The 19,860-nt window shown below is 59.6% G+C and carries 12 protein-coding genes; 5 read left to right on the top strand and 7 right to left on the bottom strand.

What is annotated here, in order from left to right:
* Nucleotides 1-30: 30 nt before the first annotated feature.
* From AC1DQM_RS06120 to AC1DQM_RS06110, 3 genes are all read right to left on the bottom strand, one after another.
* On the bottom strand, nt 31-1,878 hold the full coding sequence (locus AC1DQM_RS06120; RefSeq protein ID WP_064621239.1) for an amidohydrolase: 1,848 nt from the start codon (nt 1,876-1,878) through the stop codon (nt 31-33).
* 305 nt (nt 1,879-2,183) lie between these two features.
* Entirely contained in the window at nt 2,184-2,498 is a 315-nt protein-coding gene (locus AC1DQM_RS06115; RefSeq protein WP_007941766.1) for an SCP2 sterol-binding domain-containing protein, read from the bottom strand.
* Nucleotides 2,499-2,562: 64 nt separating this feature from the next.
* Nucleotides 2,563-3,273, bottom strand: coding sequence for a histidine phosphatase family protein (locus AC1DQM_RS06110; protein WP_138867267.1), 711 nt, complete (start codon nt 3,271-3,273; stop codon nt 2,563-2,565).
* Nucleotides 3,274-3,603: 330 nt separating this feature from the next.
* On the opposite strand from AC1DQM_RS06110, the gene sohB reads away from it, so the two are divergent.
* Nucleotides 3,604-4,626, top strand: coding sequence for a protease SohB (gene sohB, locus AC1DQM_RS06105; protein ID WP_018927637.1), 1,023 nt, complete (start codon nt 3,604-3,606; stop codon nt 4,624-4,626).
* 189 nt (nt 4,627-4,815) lie between these two features.
* The gene (locus AC1DQM_RS06100) at nt 4,816-8,646 is read left to right on the top strand and encodes a leucine-rich repeat domain-containing protein (RefSeq protein ID WP_477745888.1); all 3,831 of its coding nucleotides are present in this window, start codon (nt 4,816-4,818) and stop codon (nt 8,644-8,646) included.
* Between the two features lie 42 nt (nt 8,647-8,688).
* Here AC1DQM_RS06100 and AC1DQM_RS06095 read toward each other — a convergent pair whose 3' ends face one another.
* Together AC1DQM_RS06095 and AC1DQM_RS06090 are read right to left on the bottom strand one after the other, a co-directional pair.
* Nucleotides 8,689-9,183, bottom strand: coding sequence for a DUF934 domain-containing protein (locus AC1DQM_RS06095; protein WP_018927639.1), 495 nt, complete (start codon nt 9,181-9,183; stop codon nt 8,689-8,691).
* Nucleotides 9,167-10,825: a nitrite/sulfite reductase gene (locus AC1DQM_RS06090; protein ID WP_138867269.1), complete on the bottom strand. Its 1,659-nt coding sequence runs from the start codon at nt 10,823-10,825 to the stop codon at nt 9,167-9,169. The genes AC1DQM_RS06095 and AC1DQM_RS06090 overlap by 17 nt, the downstream gene beginning before the upstream one ends.
* 522 nt (nt 10,826-11,347) lie before the next feature.
* Here AC1DQM_RS06090 and AC1DQM_RS06085 point away from each other — a divergent pair.
* On the top strand, nt 11,348-12,433 hold the full coding sequence (locus tag AC1DQM_RS06085; protein WP_018927641.1) for an ABC transporter substrate-binding protein: 1,086 nt from the start codon (nt 11,348-11,350) through the stop codon (nt 12,431-12,433).
* Between the two features lie 6 nt (nt 12,434-12,439).
* Here AC1DQM_RS06085 and AC1DQM_RS06080 read toward each other — a convergent pair whose 3' ends face one another.
* Complete coding sequence (locus tag AC1DQM_RS06080; RefSeq protein ID WP_018927642.1) at nt 12,440-12,670, bottom strand: DUF2970 domain-containing protein; 231 nt, start codon at nt 12,668-12,670, stop codon at nt 12,440-12,442.
* 185 nt (nt 12,671-12,855) lie between these two features.
* A complete protein-coding gene (metH, locus tag AC1DQM_RS06075) occupies nt 12,856-16,566 on the bottom strand; it encodes a methionine synthase (RefSeq protein ID WP_018927643.1) in 3,711 nt (1,236 codons plus the stop codon).
* A 155-nt stretch (nt 16,567-16,721) separates the two neighbouring features.
* Between metH and AC1DQM_RS06070 the strand changes: the two genes are divergently transcribed.
* The gene (locus AC1DQM_RS06070) at nt 16,722-19,007 is read left to right on the top strand and encodes a fatty acid cis/trans isomerase (protein WP_138867270.1); all 2,286 of its coding nucleotides are present in this window, start codon (nt 16,722-16,724) and stop codon (nt 19,005-19,007) included.
* 84 nt (nt 19,008-19,091) lie between these two features.
* Nucleotides 19,092-19,676 (top strand): Fe-S biogenesis protein NfuA, encoded by a 585-nt coding sequence (gene nfuA / locus AC1DQM_RS06065; RefSeq protein WP_007946504.1) that lies wholly within the window; start codon nt 19,092-19,094, stop codon nt 19,674-19,676.
* The last annotated feature ends 184 nt before the right edge of the window (nt 19,677-19,860 follow it).

Here is a 19,860-nt window from a genome sequence, read left to right as displayed (position 1 = left end):
GCCCGAGCCTTCGGACGATTTTTTCGCTTTTTAAAACGCAAAACACGAACAGCCAAACGCCCCCCAGAACCCTTGGAAGTCACTGACCGGCGCCGACGACAATCGCGCTCGTTCATGGCTATGGGCATGCACCGCGCAAGCGCCCACACACTGGTGCACTTGCGCGGTCATTGGCGCCAGGGGTTTCCAGTGCCCCGGCACATTCACCACGGGCGACCACTCAGGCACCACCGGGATTGGCGGTGGCCCCAGTTTTTCGAACTCGACGCTACCGTGGACGATCTTGCCGTCGACAATGGTCAGCACCGACTCGATCCACTTTATGGCTTCGTCTTCGATGTGAAAGTAATCTGCCGACAGCGCAATCAGGTCCGCCAGTTGCCCGACTTTGATCTGACCTTTCTTGCCCTGTTCGGAGGAGAACCAGGCGCTGCCGTGGGTGAACAGTTCCAGCGCCGTATCGCGGCTCAAGCCTTGTGGGTACAGGGCTAATCCGCCGACGGTGCGGCCGCTGACCAGCCAGTACAGCGAGGTCCAGGGGTTGTAGCTGGAGACGCGCGTGGCATCGGTGCCGGCGCCCACTGGAACGCCCTCGGCGAGCATGCGTGCGATCGGTGGCGTGGCTTCGGCCGCCTTGGCGCCGTAACGGTCGACGAAGTATTCACCCTGGAACGCCATGCGGTCCTGGATGGCGATACCACCGCCCAGGGCCTTGACCCGTTCGATGTTACGGGGGGTGATGGTTTCGGCGTGATCGAAGAACCACGGCAAACCGTTGAATGGAATATCCCGGTTGACCTTCTCGAACACGTCGAGCATGCGGCTGATGGATTCGTTGTAGGTGGCGTGCAAACGGAAGGGCCAGCGCTGCTCCACCAGATGGCGCACCACCGGTTCCAGTTCCTGCTCCATAGTTTGCGGCAGGTCCGGGCGTGGTTCGAGGAAGTCTTCGAAATCCGCTGCCGAGAACACCAGCATCTCGCCGGCGCCGTTGTGCCGCAGGAAGTCATCGCCCTGGCCGTAATGGGAAGTGCTGGTCCAGTTCTTGAAATCGGTCAGTTCTTCCTTGGGTTTCTGGGTGAACAGGTTGTAGGCAATGCGCACCGTGAGCTGTTGATCTTTGGCCAGTTGCTGGATGACTTGATAGTCGTCCGGGTAATTCTGATAACCGCCGCCGGCATCGATGGCGCTGGTGATGCCCAGTCGATTGAGTTCGCGCATGAACTGGCGGGTCGAGTTGACCTGATACTCCAGCGGCAGCTTCGGCCCTTTGGCCAGGGTTGAGTAGAGGATCATCGCATTCGGGCGGGCGATCAGCATGCCGGTGGGGTCGCCATTGGCATCGCGCTGGATCTCGCCGCCCGGCGGGTTCGGCGTGTCACGGGTGTAGCCGACCACTTTCAGTGCGGCACGGTTGAGCAGGGCGCGGTCGTAGAGGTGCAGGACGAATACCGGAGTGTCCGGCGCGGCTTTGTTCAGATCTTCAAGGGTCGGCATGCGTTTTTCGGCAAACTGGAATTCATTCCAGCCACCGACCACCCGCACCCATTGCGGGGTAGGGGTGCGGTCGGCCTGATCCTTGAGCATGCGCAACGCATCAGCCAGGGACGGCACGCCTTCCCAGCGCAGTTCGAGGTTGTAATTGAGGCCGCCACGAATCAGGTGCAAGTGGGAGTCGTTGAGGCCGGGAATCACCGTGCGCCCATGCAGGTCAACGATTTGCGTGCCGGGGCCTTGCAGGGCCATGGCCTGGGCATCGCTGCCGACCACCACAAAGTGCCCGTCCTTGATCGCGACGGCGCTGGCCTGGGGTTTCTTGCGGTCGACGGTGTGCAGGCGTCCGTTGTACAGAATCAGGTCGGCGGGGGTGTCGGGCATGGTTTTACTCCCTGCGGTTAGCGGACTGATCCAGGCACCGATGGCGCCTGCCGAAAGACCTTGCAGTACACGGCGGCGACTGAAGTCATTGTGCTCGTCAGGTGGGCTCATGGCAGTGCTCTCCACACAGTTCTTCATAAAAGAAGCGAGGGCAAACAGCCGATGTCTGACGCATGCGGCCAGAAGGAATATAGACGGCATATCCACAGATAGCCGTTTTCCGAGGGTGAAAAACGACGAATCCCGCCACGAGGGGCGGGATTCGCATGCAGCCAGAGAGGCTCCCGAGAGCGGGAGCCGTCGTCTTAGCCTGGGAACAGCTCGGACAGTTTCATGGCCAGCATCATGTCGCCTTCAGCGCGCAGCTTGCCGCCCATGAACGCTTGCATGCCGTCGGTCGAACCGTCGACGATGCCTTCCAGGGTTTCGCCGTCCATCACCAGAGTCACCTGGGCGTCCGGGTTTTCGCCTTCTTGCAGCTCGCAGGTGCCGTCTTTGACGATCAACGAGAAGTTCTTGGTGTCGTCGATGCGGAAACCGAATACCAGGTCCAGACCGGCAGCAGCGGCTGGGTTGAACTTGGCTTTCATTGCTTGTACGGCATCAGCTACGGAGGTCATGGTTCGATCCTTTCTTGGGTAATAAGAGCTGGGTGGATACAGCCAGGGTCACAATAGTCCGGAATCAGCGAAACGTGATGAGTTCCGGGGCCTTCAGCAGTTGCAGGTGCGTATGACTGTTGAAGGAAGCCAGGGCCACCTCGCGACCACGAAACTTGAGCAGGTTGAGCGAGGTGTTGACGATTTGCCAGTTCAGCTCAAAGGCCTGCCGGGCAGGCATTTGCGTAATAAGGTGGAGCAGGGCAGTGATGGTGCCGCCGGAGGTGAACACGGCGATTTTCTGGGTGTTGTCGGCATTTTCGAGCAGCCGCTGCAGGCCAGCCTGCACACGATCGACGAAGCCCAGCCAGCTTTCCAGGCCCGGTGTGTCATAGGTACCGGCGAGCCAGCGCTCGATGATCAGGGCGAAGATACGCTGGAACTCGGCACGGTTTTGCGCGGCGTTGCGCAGGATCTCCAGCGCCTCGGGTTCGTCTTCCAGCATGGCGGGCAGCAGGGCGCGGATCACCGCGTCGGCGTCGAACTCGTTGAAGGCCGAATCGATTTCCAGGGGCGGCACCGGCAAGCCCACGGCAGCGTACTGTTCCAGAGCGCTGGTGGCCGTATGTTGCTGACGGCGCAGGTCACCCGACAGACAGCGATCGAAGCTGACACCGAGTTCGGCCAGGTGCCGGCCAAGGACTTCTGCCTGGCGAATACCGGTCGGCGACAGAACGTCATAGTCGTCTGCACCAAAGGAGGCCTGGCCATGTCGAATCAAATAGATGCTGCCCACGTCCGCGTCATCCCGGTACGTTGAAGGTTTGGCGAGGTTATGAGGATGACGGTGAGCTGTCAATGAAAAAACATACGCTTGTTTGAAATGCCCGTTACAGGCCTGTTGCTAGTGTCCTGTCTCACAAATACGTTTCTCTTTTGACGAGTGGCTGTTGTCGTCAGGCGAGGAGCGGCAACGCAGCATGACGGCAACGGACGCCGTAAAAAGGGAACAGTATTTGTGAGACAGGACACTCGAGGTTTCACGACTGGTCGCCGGGCCGGCTCATGGGTATGCTGAAGGTATCCCGCGCGTGTTCATGCCGCGCATCGTGTTGAAGGAGTCTCTGTGGAGTTTTTGTCCGAGTACGCCAGTTTCCTGGCTAAAACCGTGACACTGGTGATCGCCATTCTGGTGGTCCTGGCCAGTTTTGCGGCGTTGCGCAGCAAAGGTCGGCGCAAGTCGACCGGCCAACTGCAAGTCAGCAAACTCAATGATTTCTACAAAGGACTGCGCGAGCGGCTGGAGCAGACCTTGCTCGACAAGGACCAGCTCAAGGCTTTGCGCAAATCCCAGGCTAAAACCGAGAAAAAGCAAAAGAAGAAGCCCGAGGCCAAGCCGCGGGTGTTCGTGCTGGATTTCGACGGTGACATCAAGGCGTCGGCCACTGAAAGCCTGCGCCACGAAATCACCGCGCTGCTGACCCTCGCCACGCCAAAGGATGAAGTGGTGCTGCGCCTGGAAAGCGGCGGCGGCATGGTTCACAGCTATGGCCTGGCATCTTCGCAACTGGCGCGCATTCGCGAAGCCGGCGTGCCGTTGACCGTGTGCATCGACAAGGTCGCGGCCAGCGGCGGCTACATGATGGCGTGCATCGGCGAGAAAATTATCAGCGCACCGTTCGCGATTCTAGGCTCGATCGGCGTGGTGGCGCAGTTGCCCAACGTCAATCGCCTGCTGAAAAAGCATGACATCGACTTCGAAGTGCTCACGGCTGGTGAGTACAAGCGCACCCTGACAGTGTTTGGCGAAAACACCGAGAAGGGCCGGGAGAAATTCCAGGAAGAGCTGGACATCACCCATCAGCTGTTCAAGAACTTCGTTTCCCGCTATCGCCCGCAACTGGCTATCGACGAAGTGGCCACCGGTGAAATCTGGCTCGGTGTTTCGGCACTCGACAAGCAACTGGTGGACGAGCTCAAGACCAGCGACGAATACCTCGCTGAGCGCGCTAAACAGTCCGAGCTCTATCATTTGCATTACGCCGAACGTAAAACCCTGCAGGAGCGCATCGGCATGGCGGCCAGCGGTTCGATCGATCGCGTATTGCTGAGCTGGTGGAGCCGGTTGACCCAGCAACGCTTCTGGTAACCGTACCAGGCATCACCGTCAGTAAAAAAACCGTGGATTGCCCACGGTTTTTTTTTGACCTTCAGAAAGTGTCCACTCACCCTCAAGAAATAACGAATTTTCCTAATGCCTTTGTCGATCGGTCGCGCTTTCGTGTGGAGTCAGGTGGGGTAGGGTGACTGGCCTGAATTGACTGCAATGGATTGCACCATGAATGAGCTCCTTCACCACGTTGCCGCACCTCATCCACCCCCATCGTTGCGAATGCGCGACGAACTGAAAGCTGCACTGGACATCGCTCTCCCCCAAACCCCCGGCCAGTTGGGCGCACACCTGATCAAGGAAAAATGGGGGCAGGACATCGACCCGCAGACGACCTTGATGGTCACCCTCGATTACCACTACAAGGGCCACCCTGAAGAGAACGGTTTCCAGCAGGGCCAGGTGGCGAACTCGCGGTCGCTGTTGCAAGCGCTGCTTTCAAATTACCAGACGGTTGGGGACGGCCGTTTTGCTGAAACCGCCTTTGGTCTGTACACACCGCCGGACGTCGGCCCGAGGGTGCGGATTGTCGAGCATGTCGATGAGTTCGCTGATTACGGCAGCGGCAATCACGACACCTATGAAGGCATCTATCGGCAAACGACGCCGCAGACTTACGGTCCCGCCTCACAACTGAAGCTGAGGCCGGCCGATTTCAAGAAATGGGTCTGGGAGCTGGACTTCAAGCACGTGTACGAGACCTATCTTGAAAAGGTCTGGCCCGCTGACGAGGTGCTCGCTGCGTCCGGCCCGTACGCCTTGAGGACATCGGTCAAGGCAGCGTTTGTGATGACGGCCTGGTTGCAGTTCAAGGAGCGCTGCCTGTCGCAAAAAGGACTTGAGCTCGCGATGGAGGCGGCTGGCTTGCCGCCCGGTCAGGCATGGGAAACGCTGACCATCGAACAACTGCAAGCGGCGACGCGCCCCCCTTTGTCCGTCAGGGCCGGCCGTTTGAAGCTATACCGTTACACCGCAACAGATATCTGGGCGTTCCGTGACACTGCCAGTACCCGAGTGCTGCTGTACATCCCTGGCAACTCTTCTCCGCTGCACGAATTCACCGATGCCACTCAACTGCACCAATGGGTCGTCGCGCAGGGCAAGCTCAGCGAGACAAAACAGGCATTGGCCGCCCATTTTGCCGAAGATGATCGAGAGGACGGTACGTTTCATGCGGGGGTGCTGACGGCATTGGACGGCATGGCGCAGTACCCCGCGATGCATCGGCTGACCAACAATGCCGGTTTTTTCAATAACGACGGCTATTGGGACCCCGCCGATTACATTGGCTACGACAATCCGCCATCGGCGACCGATCCGTTTGCGCAACTGGTGCTGACGATGAAGCAGGCCGCCCACGCCAGTATCGAAAGCATTCGTACCGATGCACAGGTCAATCGTGACAATTTAAGTGCGGTGGTCGAACCGGTGGTGCAATGGATCAACCGGTTCGGGCCATTGGCGTTGTTCGTCCCGGGAGGCGAAGGCATATTGGCGCTGGCCGGGCTTATTGACGCCGGTTACGGTCTTGATCAGGCAGTAAACGGTGAAACACCACGTGAACGGTCGGAGGGCGTGTCGCGCACCGTGTTCGGTTTGCTTAATGCGCTGCCGATCGGCGCACAGGCGGTGCTGAAGGATGAAGCGGCCGTCGAGTCAGTACGTCCGTCTTCGCAAATCACCGTTGCCCCGACGCCCGAGCCACCGGTTTCCGTGCTGTCCTCCCGCGTGGAGCTGATCCGCGGAATCGGCCCGACTGTGGCGTCTTTCAGCGATGAAGTCCTGGCACAGATCGGCAAGGTCAGTGTGATTGACGATGACATGCTGCGACTGATGCAAACGGGGCGTCCACCTACGCCTTTACTGACGGATACGATCAGTCGCTTCAAGATCGATCAGGATCTGGGGGCGGCCGGCACGCCTGAGCAATTCAACAGGCGTTACGCCGCACTTCAACAGTCGGAACATGAATGGGTGCGGCTGTTTCAGCAGCAATACCCGGCGCTGCCCAAAGGTGCCATCGAACAAATGCTCGACCGCTATGGCGTGGATATCCAGCAAGCCCCCGATGTGACCGAGGTCAGGCAAGTGTTCACGCGTCTGGACAGCAAGGCGCGGCAGTACCAGCAGCATGTGCGGCTCAATCGCGCTTATGAAGGTCTTTATCTGCATTCGGTGGCGAGCCCGGACTCGGACATCCTGGCCTTGCACTCGCTGCAAAACCTGCCGGGCTGGCCGCGGAACCTGCGGATCGATGTCCTTGATCAATCCGTCGCGGGGCGAGTGCTGGACCGCATCGGCGCGCAGGATGCCACGGAGGTCCGGCGCTTGGTCAGAGTCGGACAGCACTATCTGCATCAGGCCTCGCCAACAGACTTTTATACGGCGCTTCTCGGTGTGTTGACGGACGACGACCGTTCAGCGCTGCTCCTGACGTCGCCTGGTTCAGTCGACGAACTACGACTCGCCATCAGCGACCAGGCGTTGCCCCGATCACAGGTGATACTCGGGCTGCGAAGAATGGACAGTGGGTTGCCGTTCGATGCCCACGGGCTCAGCGGCGGCGGTTTTCCGGGAACGCCCCAGGCCGAGGCGCTGACGCACCAGATGATGAGGCTGCAACTCAAAGAGGTCTATCCAGACTTCACCGATGCCCAGGCAGATGCGGTTCTTCAACGCGAAGGTGTAAACGCGCAGGCGCACATTGAGTGGTTGAAGCAACAGCTGCAGCAACTCGACATCGACCTGACCGCCTGGGTAGATCAGGTGGCGGATGACATTCATGACATGGCTATCGATTTCCTGGCCCCGAATGATCCCGAAGCAGCGGGATTGAGCGCTGCACAAATCGAGGCCTATAACGTTCAGTTGGTGCAGACCGAAATGCAACAGGAGCGAGCGATTCGAAATGAGTTGGCCGAGGAGCTGGTCTCCATCTGGCAACGACGCAGGGCGCTGCAGGATCCGTTATTGCCTGCTGATCAGATACGCGGCGTCAGGCTGGATCTCGACTTCGAGAATTATCACCGGTTACCCACGTTGAATGTCCGGTTCAATAATATTCTCGAGTTATCGATGCGCGGCTTTCACCTGACTGAAGAAGAAAGTCTGAACGGATTTCTCGAGTGTTTTCCAAATCTTGAAGTGCTGAACCTGGAAAATGTCGACCTGAGTCACTTCAACCATGGCGGCCTTGCGGAGTGTGCACTGCCTCCTTCGATCAACCAGATGGCGCGTCTCTCTTCGCTGAATCTGAGGTCGACGAATCTGACGTTCAATGAGCGCGCCGCCTCTCAATTGACCGGGTTGACACACTTGCAGACGCTGGACCTGAGCAACAACCCGCTGGGCGTCCCGCCTTTGGTGCTCGGAATGAACGACTTGCGCTGGCTGAACCTGAGCAACACCGGGATCACTGGTTGCCCAGTCGGAATCATGGAGCAGCCCTATCTGACGTCATTGGACCTGCGTAATAACCAGATAACCCGAGTGCCGCCAGCAGTACTGAACCAGGCTATCTCGAGGGACCGTGTGCTGCTGCAGGGCAATCCATTGACGGATGAGGACACCTTGTTGCGCATTGTCGATCATCGGCGGCGAACGGGTATCAACCTGTGGTTAAGTGATCCCGGGGTTAATTACGGGAATGTCATCGAGTGGTTGCGCGAGGGCGATGGGGAGTTGCAAGCGACGCGACGATTGATCTGGCAGAGGCTGGCAGCCAGGCCCCTTGGCGCCCGGTTCTTGAGGGTAATGGATGGACTGAGCCTGACGGCGGACTTCCGGGTCGATTATCTGCCGCTTCAGGCGAGGGTGTGGCGACTGCTCGGTGAAGCCGATGCTTCGCAAGCGCTTTGGGAAAGACTGGTCCAGGATATTGAATCGGCCGAGGTCGATCCTGAAAACCCGTTTGCGCTGTTCACGGCACTTGAGGACCGTGCCCGGTTTTATCGGAACTGGGAGGCCATGGGGCGACCGTTTCCGATAGGCACGCAGTAAGGGAAAAACCTTGAACCCCGCAAGGGGTTCAAGGTGTGACGATCAACGGCGACGGAACAGCGGCAGCGGTTCGTCGGTGGCGGCCTGATAGGTCACCGAGAAGTCCTTGAGGCCTTCAAGGGCTTCGTAGGGGTCTTTATCGGCGCGAATGGCAAACGCATCGAAACCGCAGCGGTGCATGTAGAACAGCTGGTCGCGCAACACATCGCCAATTGCCCGCAATTCGCCTTTGAAACCATAGCGGTCACGCAGCAGACGGGCGTTGGAGTAATTGCGACCATCGGTGAAGGCCGGGAAGTTCAGGGCGATGACCTGGAAGTTCGCCACGTCATCACCGATTTCCTCAGCTTCTTCATCGGCATCCAGCCATACACCCAGGCCGCCATCGCGGGCCATGAGCATGCGGCTGTGTTCGCGCCACATGTGCAACGGGACGATCAGGTCGTCGCAGTTGCTGATTTCATCGATGTTGAAATCTTTCGGCAGCAAGTGCCAGGTTTCGTCGACGACTTCGTTGTTCTTAATTATTCGCTGCATAGACGCGCTCCTTGAAGAGGTCGATGCCGATACGCTGATAAGTGTCGATGAAGCGCTCGTCTTCGGTACGTTGTTCGATGTACACGTTGATCAGCTTCTCGATCACATCAGGCATGGCTTCCTGGGCGAAGGACGGGCCGAGGATCTTGCCCAGGCTCGCATCGCGGCTGGCGCTGCCACCCAGGGACACCTGATAGAACTCTTCGCCTTTCTTGTCCACTCCGAGAATACCGATGTGGCCGACGTGGTGGTGACCACAGGCGTTCATGCAGCCGGAGATGTTCAGGTCCAGCTCGCCAATGTCGAACAGGTAGTCCAGGTCGTCGAAACGGCGCTGGATCGATTCGGCGATCGGGATCGACTTGGCGTTGGCCAGGGAACAGAAGTCGCCGCCAGGGCAGCAGATGATGTCGGTCAGCAAGCCGATGTTCGGCGTGGCGAAACCTTGCTCGCGCAACTCGCCCCACATGGCGAACAACTGGCTCTGCTCGACATCGGCCAGAATGATGTTCTGCTCGTGGGAGGTGCGCAGCTGACCGAAGCTGTAACGGTCGGCGAGGTCGGCAACGGCATCGAGCTGCTTGTCGGTGATGTCGCCCGGTGCAACGCCGGTCGGTTTCAGGGACAGCGTCACGGCGACGTAACCCGGCTTTTTGTGGGCCAGGGTGTTGCGGGCACGCCAGCGGGCGAAACCCGGGTGTTGCTTGTCGAGGTCGGCCAGTTCGGCCGTCTGGTTTTCCAGAGCCTTGTAGTCCGGATCGACAAAGTGCTTGGCCACGCGATGCACTTCGGCCTCGGTCAGCGTGGTCTGGCCACCGCGAAGGTGTTCCATTTCCGCATCGACTTTCTGCGCGAACACTTCAGGCGTCAGGGCCTTGACCAGAATCTTGATCCGCGCCTTGTACTTGTTGTCGCGACGGCCGTAGCGGTTGTAGACCCGCAGAATGGCGTCGAGGTAGCTCAACAGGTCCTGCCACGGCAGGAATTCGTTGATGAACGCGCCCACCACCGGAGTACGGCCCAGGCCGCCACCGACCAGCACACGGAAGCCCAGTTCGCCCGCGGCGTTGTGCACCGGCTCGAGGCCGATGTCATGGACTTCGATGGCCGCACGGTCGGACGTCGAACCGTTGATGGCAATTTTGAATTTACGCGGCAGGTAAGCGAATTCCGGGTGGAACGTGGTCCACTGACGGACGATTTCGCACCATGGCCGCGGGTCGATCAACTCGTCGGCGGCGACACCGGCGAACTGGTCGGTGGTGACGTTGCGCAGGCAGTTGCCGCTGGTCTGGATCGCGTGCATCTGCACGGTCGCCAGCTCAGCCAGGATGTCCGGGATGTCTTCCACGGCCGGCCAGTTGAACTGCACGTTCTGCCGGGTACTGATGTGGGCGTAGCCCTTGTCATAGTCGCGGGCAATCTTGGCCATCATTCGCGTCTGGCGCGAAGTGAGTTGGCCGTAAGGCACCGCCACCCGCAGCATCGGGGCAAAGCGCTGGATATAAAGGCCATTTTGCAGGCGCAGGGGGCGGAATTCTTCTTCGCTCAGCTCGCCTGCCAGATAGCGTCGGGTCTGATCACGGAACTGCTTGACGCGGTCCTCGATGATCCGCTGATCGTACTCGTCGTATACGTACATATAAGTCCTGTTCTCAGGCTTGGGCCGGTCGGATACAGCTGCGTTTTCGCAAGCTTTCATCCGATTCTGCCTCGGCAATTCTGCGCGCACGGCCGCGCACTCCCAACGGAGCCGACGCAAGATACCAGTTTGCAGTTATGCGCAAAAGTGATGTTTGAGTATATGCAAAGAACCAAAACGACTAATGAAAGTCGTTGTGATAAAACCCTCATTTGTCGTGCGGGCAATCATCGTCTTAACTGTGCTCGAGTCTTTATGCAATCACCGATAAAACCGACAAGAGGCGATGCAATGAGCAACCCAACCAAAGCAAGGAAAAGCGATAGCACGGTCGATGCCTGGGCGATTCTGTTCCTGATCATCCTGGTCGTGGGTACGGCGGTATTCTGGGTCAGCCATCAATAAACAACCCCGTCCGGGCCCGGCGCCGACGATTGTCGGACAAAAAGCCGGAATATGCGCCGTTTCCAGGGACTTCGCTGGCTATAATGCGCGGCGGATTTTCGGGGGCTCGGACGATCAATGTTGAAGTTCTTCTATGGTGTAGTGCTGGCGCTTGGCGCGGTCCTGGGGCCGTGTGCCCAGGCGGCGTCCGTATTGTTTCTCAATCCCGGGACCAGCCAAGAGACGTTCTGGGTCAGTTACTCGCAGTTCATGCAGACCGCGGCCAAGAACCTGGGCATGGATTTGCAAATCCAGTATGCCGAGCGAAACGCCGAGACCACACTCAAACAGGCCCGCGAAGCGCTGCAAGGGCCGAGTCGGCCGGACTATCTGGTGTTCTCCAACGAACTGTATGTCGCCCCCGAAATCCTGCGCCTGGCTCAAGGCAGCGGTGTGAAGCTGTTTTTGGTCAACAACGGCCTGACCGCCGACCAGATGCGTCTGCTCGGCGCCCAGCCGGACAAGTATCCCGACTGGTTGGGTAGCCTGGTGCCCAACAATGAGGAGGGCGGCTACCTGATGCTCAAGGAACTGATTCGCCTGCATGGCCCGGTAGCACCCGGTGAGGTCATTGAACTGGTGGCCTTTTCCGGCCTGAAAATCACGCCGGCCGCGCAAGAGCGTGAGCAGGGCATGATGCGGGCATTGGCCGAACACCCCGAAGTGCGGTTGCGCCAGTTGGTGTACGGCGGCTGGACCCGCGAGCGCGCCTATGAACAGGCCAGGTTATTGTTCAAGCGTTACCCGCAAACATCGCTGGTCTGGTCGGCCAACGATGAAATGGCGTTCGGTGCCATGCAGGCATACGCCGAAACGGGAGGCCAGCCGGGCAAGGGTGTGCTGTTCAGTGCCATCAACAATTCACCGGCCGCGTTGCAGGCGCTGTTGGAAGGGCGGCTAAGCGTGTTGTTGGGCGGGCACTTCACTCTGGGCGGCTGGGCTCTTGTGCAGTTGCATGACTACGATCAGGGGGTGGATGTCAGCCAGTACGGCGGGCGCGACCGACAGATCCCCTTATTGCAGTTGATCGACCACGCGCAAGCCCGGCGACTGCTGGGCTTGAGTACCACTCAGGATTACGACGTGGATTTTCAAAAGCTCTCGGCCAAGGGGCGGCCGACGTCGTACCGCTACCCGTTCAACCTGCAAACCTTGATGCATTGAGCCGGCTCAGATCCCGGCCAGGTGCAACACCAGTTTGACGATGCCGAACAGCGTCAGGGCGAACACCACCGTGAACAGAATCCCCAGAATCACAAAATGACTGGGCTTGCCATGGGTGAAGTCCCGGGCCCGGTTTTTCCCGCTTTGCACCCCGAACGCCGCTGCCATGACGCTGTGCAGCATCTGCCAGAAGGTCGGCGGTTTGTTGTGGTTATTGTTGTCGACTGGATCGTCCATAAATCCCCCGTCACGAATGTGTATGAGGCAAGCATAGACAACAGACTCGAACTCTGTGGGAGCCGTTGTGGCGAGGGAGCTTGCTCCCGTTGGGTCGCGAAGCGGCCCCAAAAAATGGGACTGCTACGCAGTCCAACGGGAGCAAGCTCCCTCGCCACAAAGGCTCGCTCCCACAGGGGAAGGGGTTAGTTGTCGTAACCCAGGTTAGGCGCCAGCCAGCGCTCGGTCACGCTCAACTCCTGGCCTTTGCGCGAGGTGTAGCTCTGCACCTGATCCTTGTCGATCTTGCCCACGGCGAAATACTGCGCCTGTGGGTGAGCGAAGTACCAGCCGCTGACCGCCGCCGCCGGGAACATCGCGTAGTGCTCGGTGAGGAATACGCCGCTGCGGCCGGCCTTGAGCTCTTCCGCTTCCGGGTCCAGCAGCTTGAACAGCGTGGCTTTCTCGGTGTGATCCGGGCACGCCGGGTAGCCCGGAGCAGGGCGGATGCCGGTGTATTGCTCTTTGATCAGCGCCTCGTTGTCCAGCGTCTCGTCCTTGGCGTAGCCCCAGTAGTCTTTACGCACTTGCTGGTGCAGCCACTCGGCGCACGCCTCGGCCAGACGGTCGGCCAACGCCTTGACCATGATCGAGTTGTAGTCGTCGCCCGCTTCCTGATAGGCCTTGGCCACTTCTTCGGCGCCAATCCCGGCGGTGGTGATGAAACCACCCACGTAGTCGGTCACGCCGCTGTCCTTCGGCGCGACGAAGTCGGCCAGGGAGAAGTTCGGCTTTCCGTCGGTCTTGATGATCTGCTGGCGCAAGTGATGCAGCTTGGCCAATGGCTTGCCGTCGTCGCCATAGACTTCGATGTCATCGTCGCGCACCTGGTTGGCCGGCCAGAAACCGAACACGGCACGGGCGCTGATCAGTTTCTCGTCGATCAACTTGGCAAGCATTTCCTGGGCATCGGCGTACAGCGCGGTAGCGGCTTCACCGACCACTTCATCCTGCAGGATGCGCGGGAACTTGCCGGCCAGGTCCCAGGAGATGAAGAACGGTGTCCAGTCGATGTATTCGGCCAAAACCTTCAGGTCGATGTTGTCCAGCACCTTGGCGCCGGTGAACGTCGGTTTGACCGGCTCATAGTTGGCCCAGTCGAACTGCGGTTTCTTGGCAATGGCCGCCGGGTAGCTCAGGCGCTCGGTGCGGGCGCTGCGGTTGGCGGTGCGCTCGCGAACGTCGATGTATTCCAGGCGGGTCTTCTCGACGAAGCCGGCCTTCAATTCCTTGGACAGCAACTGCGTCGCCACGCCCACGGCGCGGGAGGCGTCGGTGACGTAGATCACCGCGTCGTTGCTGTACTTGGGCTCGATCTTCACCGCCGTGTGCGCTTTGGAAGTGGTCGCGCCACCGATCATCAGCGGCAGATAGAAGTCCTGACGCTGCATTTCGCGGGCCACGTGAACCATTTCGTCCAGCGAAGGCGTGATCAGGCCGGACAGACCGATGATGTCGCATTTCTCGTCTTTGGCGACCTGCAGGATCTTCTCCGCCGGCACCATCACGCCGAGGTCAACGATGTCGTAGCCATTACAGCCCAGCACCACGCCGACAATGTTCTTGCCGATGTCGTGCACGTCGCCCTTGACCGTGGCCATGAGGATCTTGCCCTTGGCTTCCGGCTTGTCGCCTTTTTCCAGTTCGATGAACGGGATCAGGTGGGCCACGGCCTGCTTCATCACGCGGGCGGACTTCACCACTTGCGGCAGGAACATTTTGCCGGCGCCGAACAGGTCGCCGACGATGTTCATGCCGGCCATCAACGGGCCTTCGATGACTTCGATCGGGCGCGCGAACGACAACCGCGATTCTTCAGTATCTTCAACAATGTGCGTGGTGATGCCCTTGACCAGCGCATGCTCCAGACGCTTGTTGACGTCCCAGTTGCGCCACTCTTCGGTCTCGGCTTCCTTGACGCTGCCGTCGCCCTTGTACTTGTCGGCGATGGCGAGGAGGGCGTCGGTGCCTTCCGGAGTACGGTTGAGGATCACGTCTTCAACGGCGTCGCGCAACTCCACCGGGATCTGGTCGTAGATCTCCAGTTGGCCGGCGTTGACGATGCCCATGGTCAGGCCGTTGCGGATTGCATACAGCAGGAACACCGAGTGAATCGCCTCGCGCACCGGATTGTTGCCACGGAACGAGAACGACACGTTGGACACGCCGCCGGAGCTCAGGGCGTAGGGCAGTTCGTCACGGATGTAGGCACAGGCGTTGATGAAGTCCACAGCGTAGTTGTTGTGTTCTTCGATACCGGTGGCCACGGCGAAGATGTTCGGGTCGAAGATGATGTCTTCCGGCGGGAAGCCGACTTCGTTGACCAGAATGTCGTAGGAGCGTTTGCAGATTTCTTTCTTGCGCGCTTCGGTGTCGGCCTGGCCGGCTTCATCGAAGGCCATCACCACCACCGCGGCGCCGTAGCGTTTGCACAGTTTGGCGTGATGAATGAACTGCTCGACACCTTCCTTCATGCTGATGGAGTTGACGATGCCCTTGCCCTGAATGCACTTGAGGCCGGCTTCGATCACTTCCCACTTGGAGGAGTCGATCATGATCGGGACGCGGGAGATGTCCGGTTCGCCGGCAATCAGATTGAGGAAGGTCACCATGGCCTTCTTCGAATCGAGCATCCCTTCATCCATGTTGATGTCGATCACTTGGGCGCCGGCTTCGACCTGCTGCAGGGCGACTTCCAGGGCCTCGGTGTAGTTGTCTTCACGGATCAGGCGGGCGAACTTGGCGGAACCGGTGATGTTGGTCCGTTCGCCGACGTTGACGAACAACGAGCTGCGATCGATGGTGAACGGTTCCAGGCCCGACAAGCGGCAGGCCTTGGGGATGTCCGGAATTTCACGCGGGGCGTAACCGGCGACCGCTTTGGCGATGGCTTCGATGTGGCCCGGTGTGGTGCCGCAGCAGCCGCCGACGATGTTGAGGAAGCCACTTTGGGCGAACTCTTCGATGACCTTGGCGGTTTGGGCCGGCAGTTCGTCGTACTCGCCGAACTCGTTCGGCAGGCCGGCGTTCGGGTGCGCCGACACGTGGGTGCTGGCCTTGTTCGACAGCTCTTCAAGGTACGGACGCAATTCACGGGCGCCGAGGGCGCAGTTCAGGCCGACGGAAATCGGCTTGGCGTGGGCCACGGAGTTCCAGAACGCTTCGGTGGTCTGGCCGGAGAGGGTGCGGCCAGAGGCATCGGTGATGGTGCCGGAAATCATGATCGGCAGCTCGACGCCCAGCTCTTCGTAAACCCCTTGCACGGCGAAGATCGCCGCTTTGGCGTTGAGGGTGTCGAAAATGGTTTCGATCAGGATCAGGTCGGCGCCGCCTTCGATCAGGCCTTTGGTGGCCTCGGTGTAGTTCTCCACCAGTTCATCGAAGGTCACGTTGCGGTAGCCGGGGTTGTTCACGTCGGGCGACAGCGAGCAGGTACGACTTGTAGGACCGAGCACGCCGGCGACGAAACGCGGCTTGTCCGGGGTTTCCAGGGTCTTGGCGTCCGCCACCTTGCGCGCCAGGCGTGCGCCTTCTACGTTGAGTTCGTACGCCAGGCCTTGCATGCCGTAGTCGGCTTGGGACACCTGAGTGGCGTTGAAGGTGTTGGTTTCCAGAATGTCGGCGCCGGCATCCAGGTAGGCTTTTTCAATAGAGCCAATCACATCCGGGCGGGTCAGCACCAACAGGTCGTTGTTACCTTTGACATCGCTCGGCCAGTCGGCGAAGCGTTTGCCACGGTAATCCTGTTCCTCGAGCTTGTAGCTCTGGATCATTGTCCCCATGCCGCCGTCGAGAATCAGGATGCGCTCTTTGAGGGCGTGCTTGAGAGCTTGAAGGCGAACGCTGCGATCGGACATTTGGACTACTCGGTAAGGCCATGACGAAGGGCCGGGATAATAACAAACCTGTGTGCTTTTGGAGCATATGCCGGTTTTGCATGAATATCGTTCATGTTGGTGCGCGGGTCGGACCGGTAGAATCGCGGCGTTTTCTCATGATCAGGACCAGGGATATGTCGTATCGCGTCGTCACCAGCCTATTGATGCTGTTTTTAAGCGGGGGCGCCGCTGCGCAAGGTCCGGACATTTCCTACGTTCGCGACATTCAACCGATCTTCACCGAAAAGTGCGTGGCCTGCCATGCCTGCTACGACTCCGCCTGTCAGCTCAACCTGGGCAGTGGCGAAGGGGCGTCCCGAGGTGCGACGAAGGCGCCGGTCTATGACGGCGAACGTAGCAAGGCCGCCGCGCCGACCCGGTTGTTTTATGACGCCTTCGGCAAGCGTGCCTGGCAGCAAAAGGGCTTCTATTCGGTGCTCGACGCCCAAGGCAGTCAGGCGGCGCTGATGGCGCGGATGCTTGAGCTGGGGCACAAAACCCCGTTGCAACCCAACGCCAAACTGCCGGAAGACATCGTCCTGGGCCTGAACCGGGAAAACCAGTGCGCCATGCCGGCAGAGTTCAGCGATTACGCCAACTCTCATCCGAAAGAGGGCATGCCGCTAGCGGTCACCGGTCTGACCGATCAGCAATACCAGACGCTGCAGCGCTGGCTGGCCTCCGGCGCGCCGATCGATCAGCAGGGCCTGGTGCCCAGCGCCAGGGAAGCCTTGGAAGTGGTGCAGTGGGAAAACCTGCTCAATGCGCCGGGCGCCCGGGAGAGCCTGGTCGGGCGCTGGCTGTTCGAGCACTGGTTCTTGGCCCATATCTATTTCAAGGACGGCGAACCGGGGCATTTCTTTCAGTGGGTACGTTCGCGCACGCCGACGGGGCAGCCCATCGACCTGATCAACACCCGCCGTCCGAATGATGATCCGGGCACTCAGGTCTATTACCGTCTGTGGCCGGTGCAAGGCGTGATCGTGCACAAGACCCACATCACCTACCCGCTGAGCGCGGCGAAGATGGCGCGGATCAAGAGCCTGTTTTACAACGGTAACTGGCAGGTCAACGCGTTACCGGGCTACGGGCCGGAGCGGCGGGCCAATCCGTTTGCCACGTTCGAAGCGATCCCGGCCCAGGCGCGTTACCAGTTCATGCTCGATAACGCCGAATACTTCGTGCGTACCTTTATTCGCGGCCCGGTCTGCCGGGGCCAGATCGCCACCGACGTGATTCGCGACAACTTCTGGGCACTGTTCCAGGCCCCGGAACATGACCTTTACATCACCGACCCGAAATATCGCGGCAAGGCTACGCCGTTGCTGGCGATGCCGGGGCAGAACGATGACGTCGGCAGTGTCCTGAGCCTGTGGCACGACTACCGCAACAAACGCAACGAATATGAGGCCCTGCGCCGGGACAGCTATGCCGACTTGCCAGCGCCGAGCTGGTCGACCCTGTGGGCCGGTAATGACAATGCGTTGCTGAGTATCTTCCGGCATTTCGACAGCGCCTCGGTGACCAAGGGCCTGATCGGCGATGTGCCGCAGACGATGTGGCTGTTCGATTACCCGTTGCTGGAACGCACGTATTACCAGTTGGCGGTCAACTTCGATGTGTTCGGTAACGTGTCCCATCAGGCCCAGACCCGGCTGTACTTCGACCTGATCCGCAACGGCGCCGAGCAGAACTTCCTGCGCCTGATGCCGGCCAGCTCACGGGACGGCTATCTCGACGATTGGTACCAGAACAGCGGCAAGTTCAAGATGTGGCTGGATTACGAGGACATCGACAACGACAAGCCGACGGCGCTGACGCTGGACGAAAACGACCCGAAACGCGATTTCGCCTTGCAGCTGCTGTCCCGTTACGGCGAACTTAATGCCAGGCCCGATCCGATCAACCGCTGCGACGGCGCTTACTGCTCGCGGCCGAACATTGATCCGGCGTTGCAGAACGCCGAGCAAGCCTTGAGCCGCCTGACGTCGCGCCCGGCCGCCGGTTTGAAAGTCATCGATCAGTTGCCGGAGGCCACGATGTTGCGCATCGAGACCTCAAGCGGCAAGCGTGAGGTCTACAGCCTGCTGCGTAACCGCGCCCACAGCAACGTGGCGTTCCTGCTCGGGGAGTCGCTGCGTTATCAGCCGGGGCTCGACACGTTGACGATCTATCCGGGTGTTCTGAGCAGCTACCCGAACTTCATGTTCAACATTCCGGCCGGGCAGGTGCCGGCGTTTGTCGACGAGATGGAAAATGCCAAAGACGCCGCGAGTTTCGAAAAAATCGTCGAACGCTGGGGCATTCGTCGCAGTCATCCGCAATTCTGGCAGTATTTCCATGATCTGAGCCGGTACATCCACGACACCGACCCGGTGGAAGAGGGCGTGCTGGACATGAATCGCTACGAGAATCTGTGATGACCGCTTTCCCGACAAAAATACTAGGACTTTGTGCGGCGCGTCGATTGGCGTAAACTGCGTCCAAGCCTGCGAGGAGTTTCCATGACCGCTATTACCATTACCGACGCCGCCCATGATTACCTGGCCGATCTGCTCTCCAAGCAGAACACCCCGGGTATCGGCATCCGCGTCTTTATCACCCAGCCTGGCACCCAGTACGCCGAAACCTGCATTGCCTACTGCAAGCCGGGCGAAGAAAAACCTGAAGATACCGCGCTGGGGCTCAAAAGCTTCACCGCCTATATCGACTCGTTCAGCGAAGCGTTTCTGGACGATGCGGTAGTCGACTACGCCACCGACCGCATGGGCGGCCAACTGACCATCAAGGCGCCAAACGCCAAAGTACCGATGGTCAACGCCGACAGCCCGGTCAACGAGCGCATCAACTACTACCTGCAAACCGAGATCAACCCGGGGCTGGCCAGCCACGGCGGTCAGGTCAGCCTGATCGATGTGGTCGAAGACGGCATCGCCGTGCTGAAGTTCGGCGGCGGTTGCCAGGGCTGCGGCCAGGCAGACGTCACCCTGAAGGAAGGCATCGAGCGCACCTTGCTCGAGCGTATTCCCGAGCTCAAGGGTGTACGTGACGTGACTGACCACACGCAGAAAGAAAACGCCTACTACTAAGGTGTTCGCTGCGACATAAAAAAACGGTGCCCGTGAGCACCGTTTTTTTATGGATGATCGATAACCTGTGGCGAGGGAGCTTGCTCCCGCTCGACTGCGAAGCAGTCGCAATCCAGCCGATGCATTTTCCCGTGATGAATGCGTTGGCTGATTTTGGGACCGCTGCGCGGTCCAGCGGGAGCAA

The organism is Pseudomonas sp. 01L34 (genome assembly GCF_056400265.1).
This window is presented reverse-complemented; position numbering and strand designations above follow the sequence as displayed.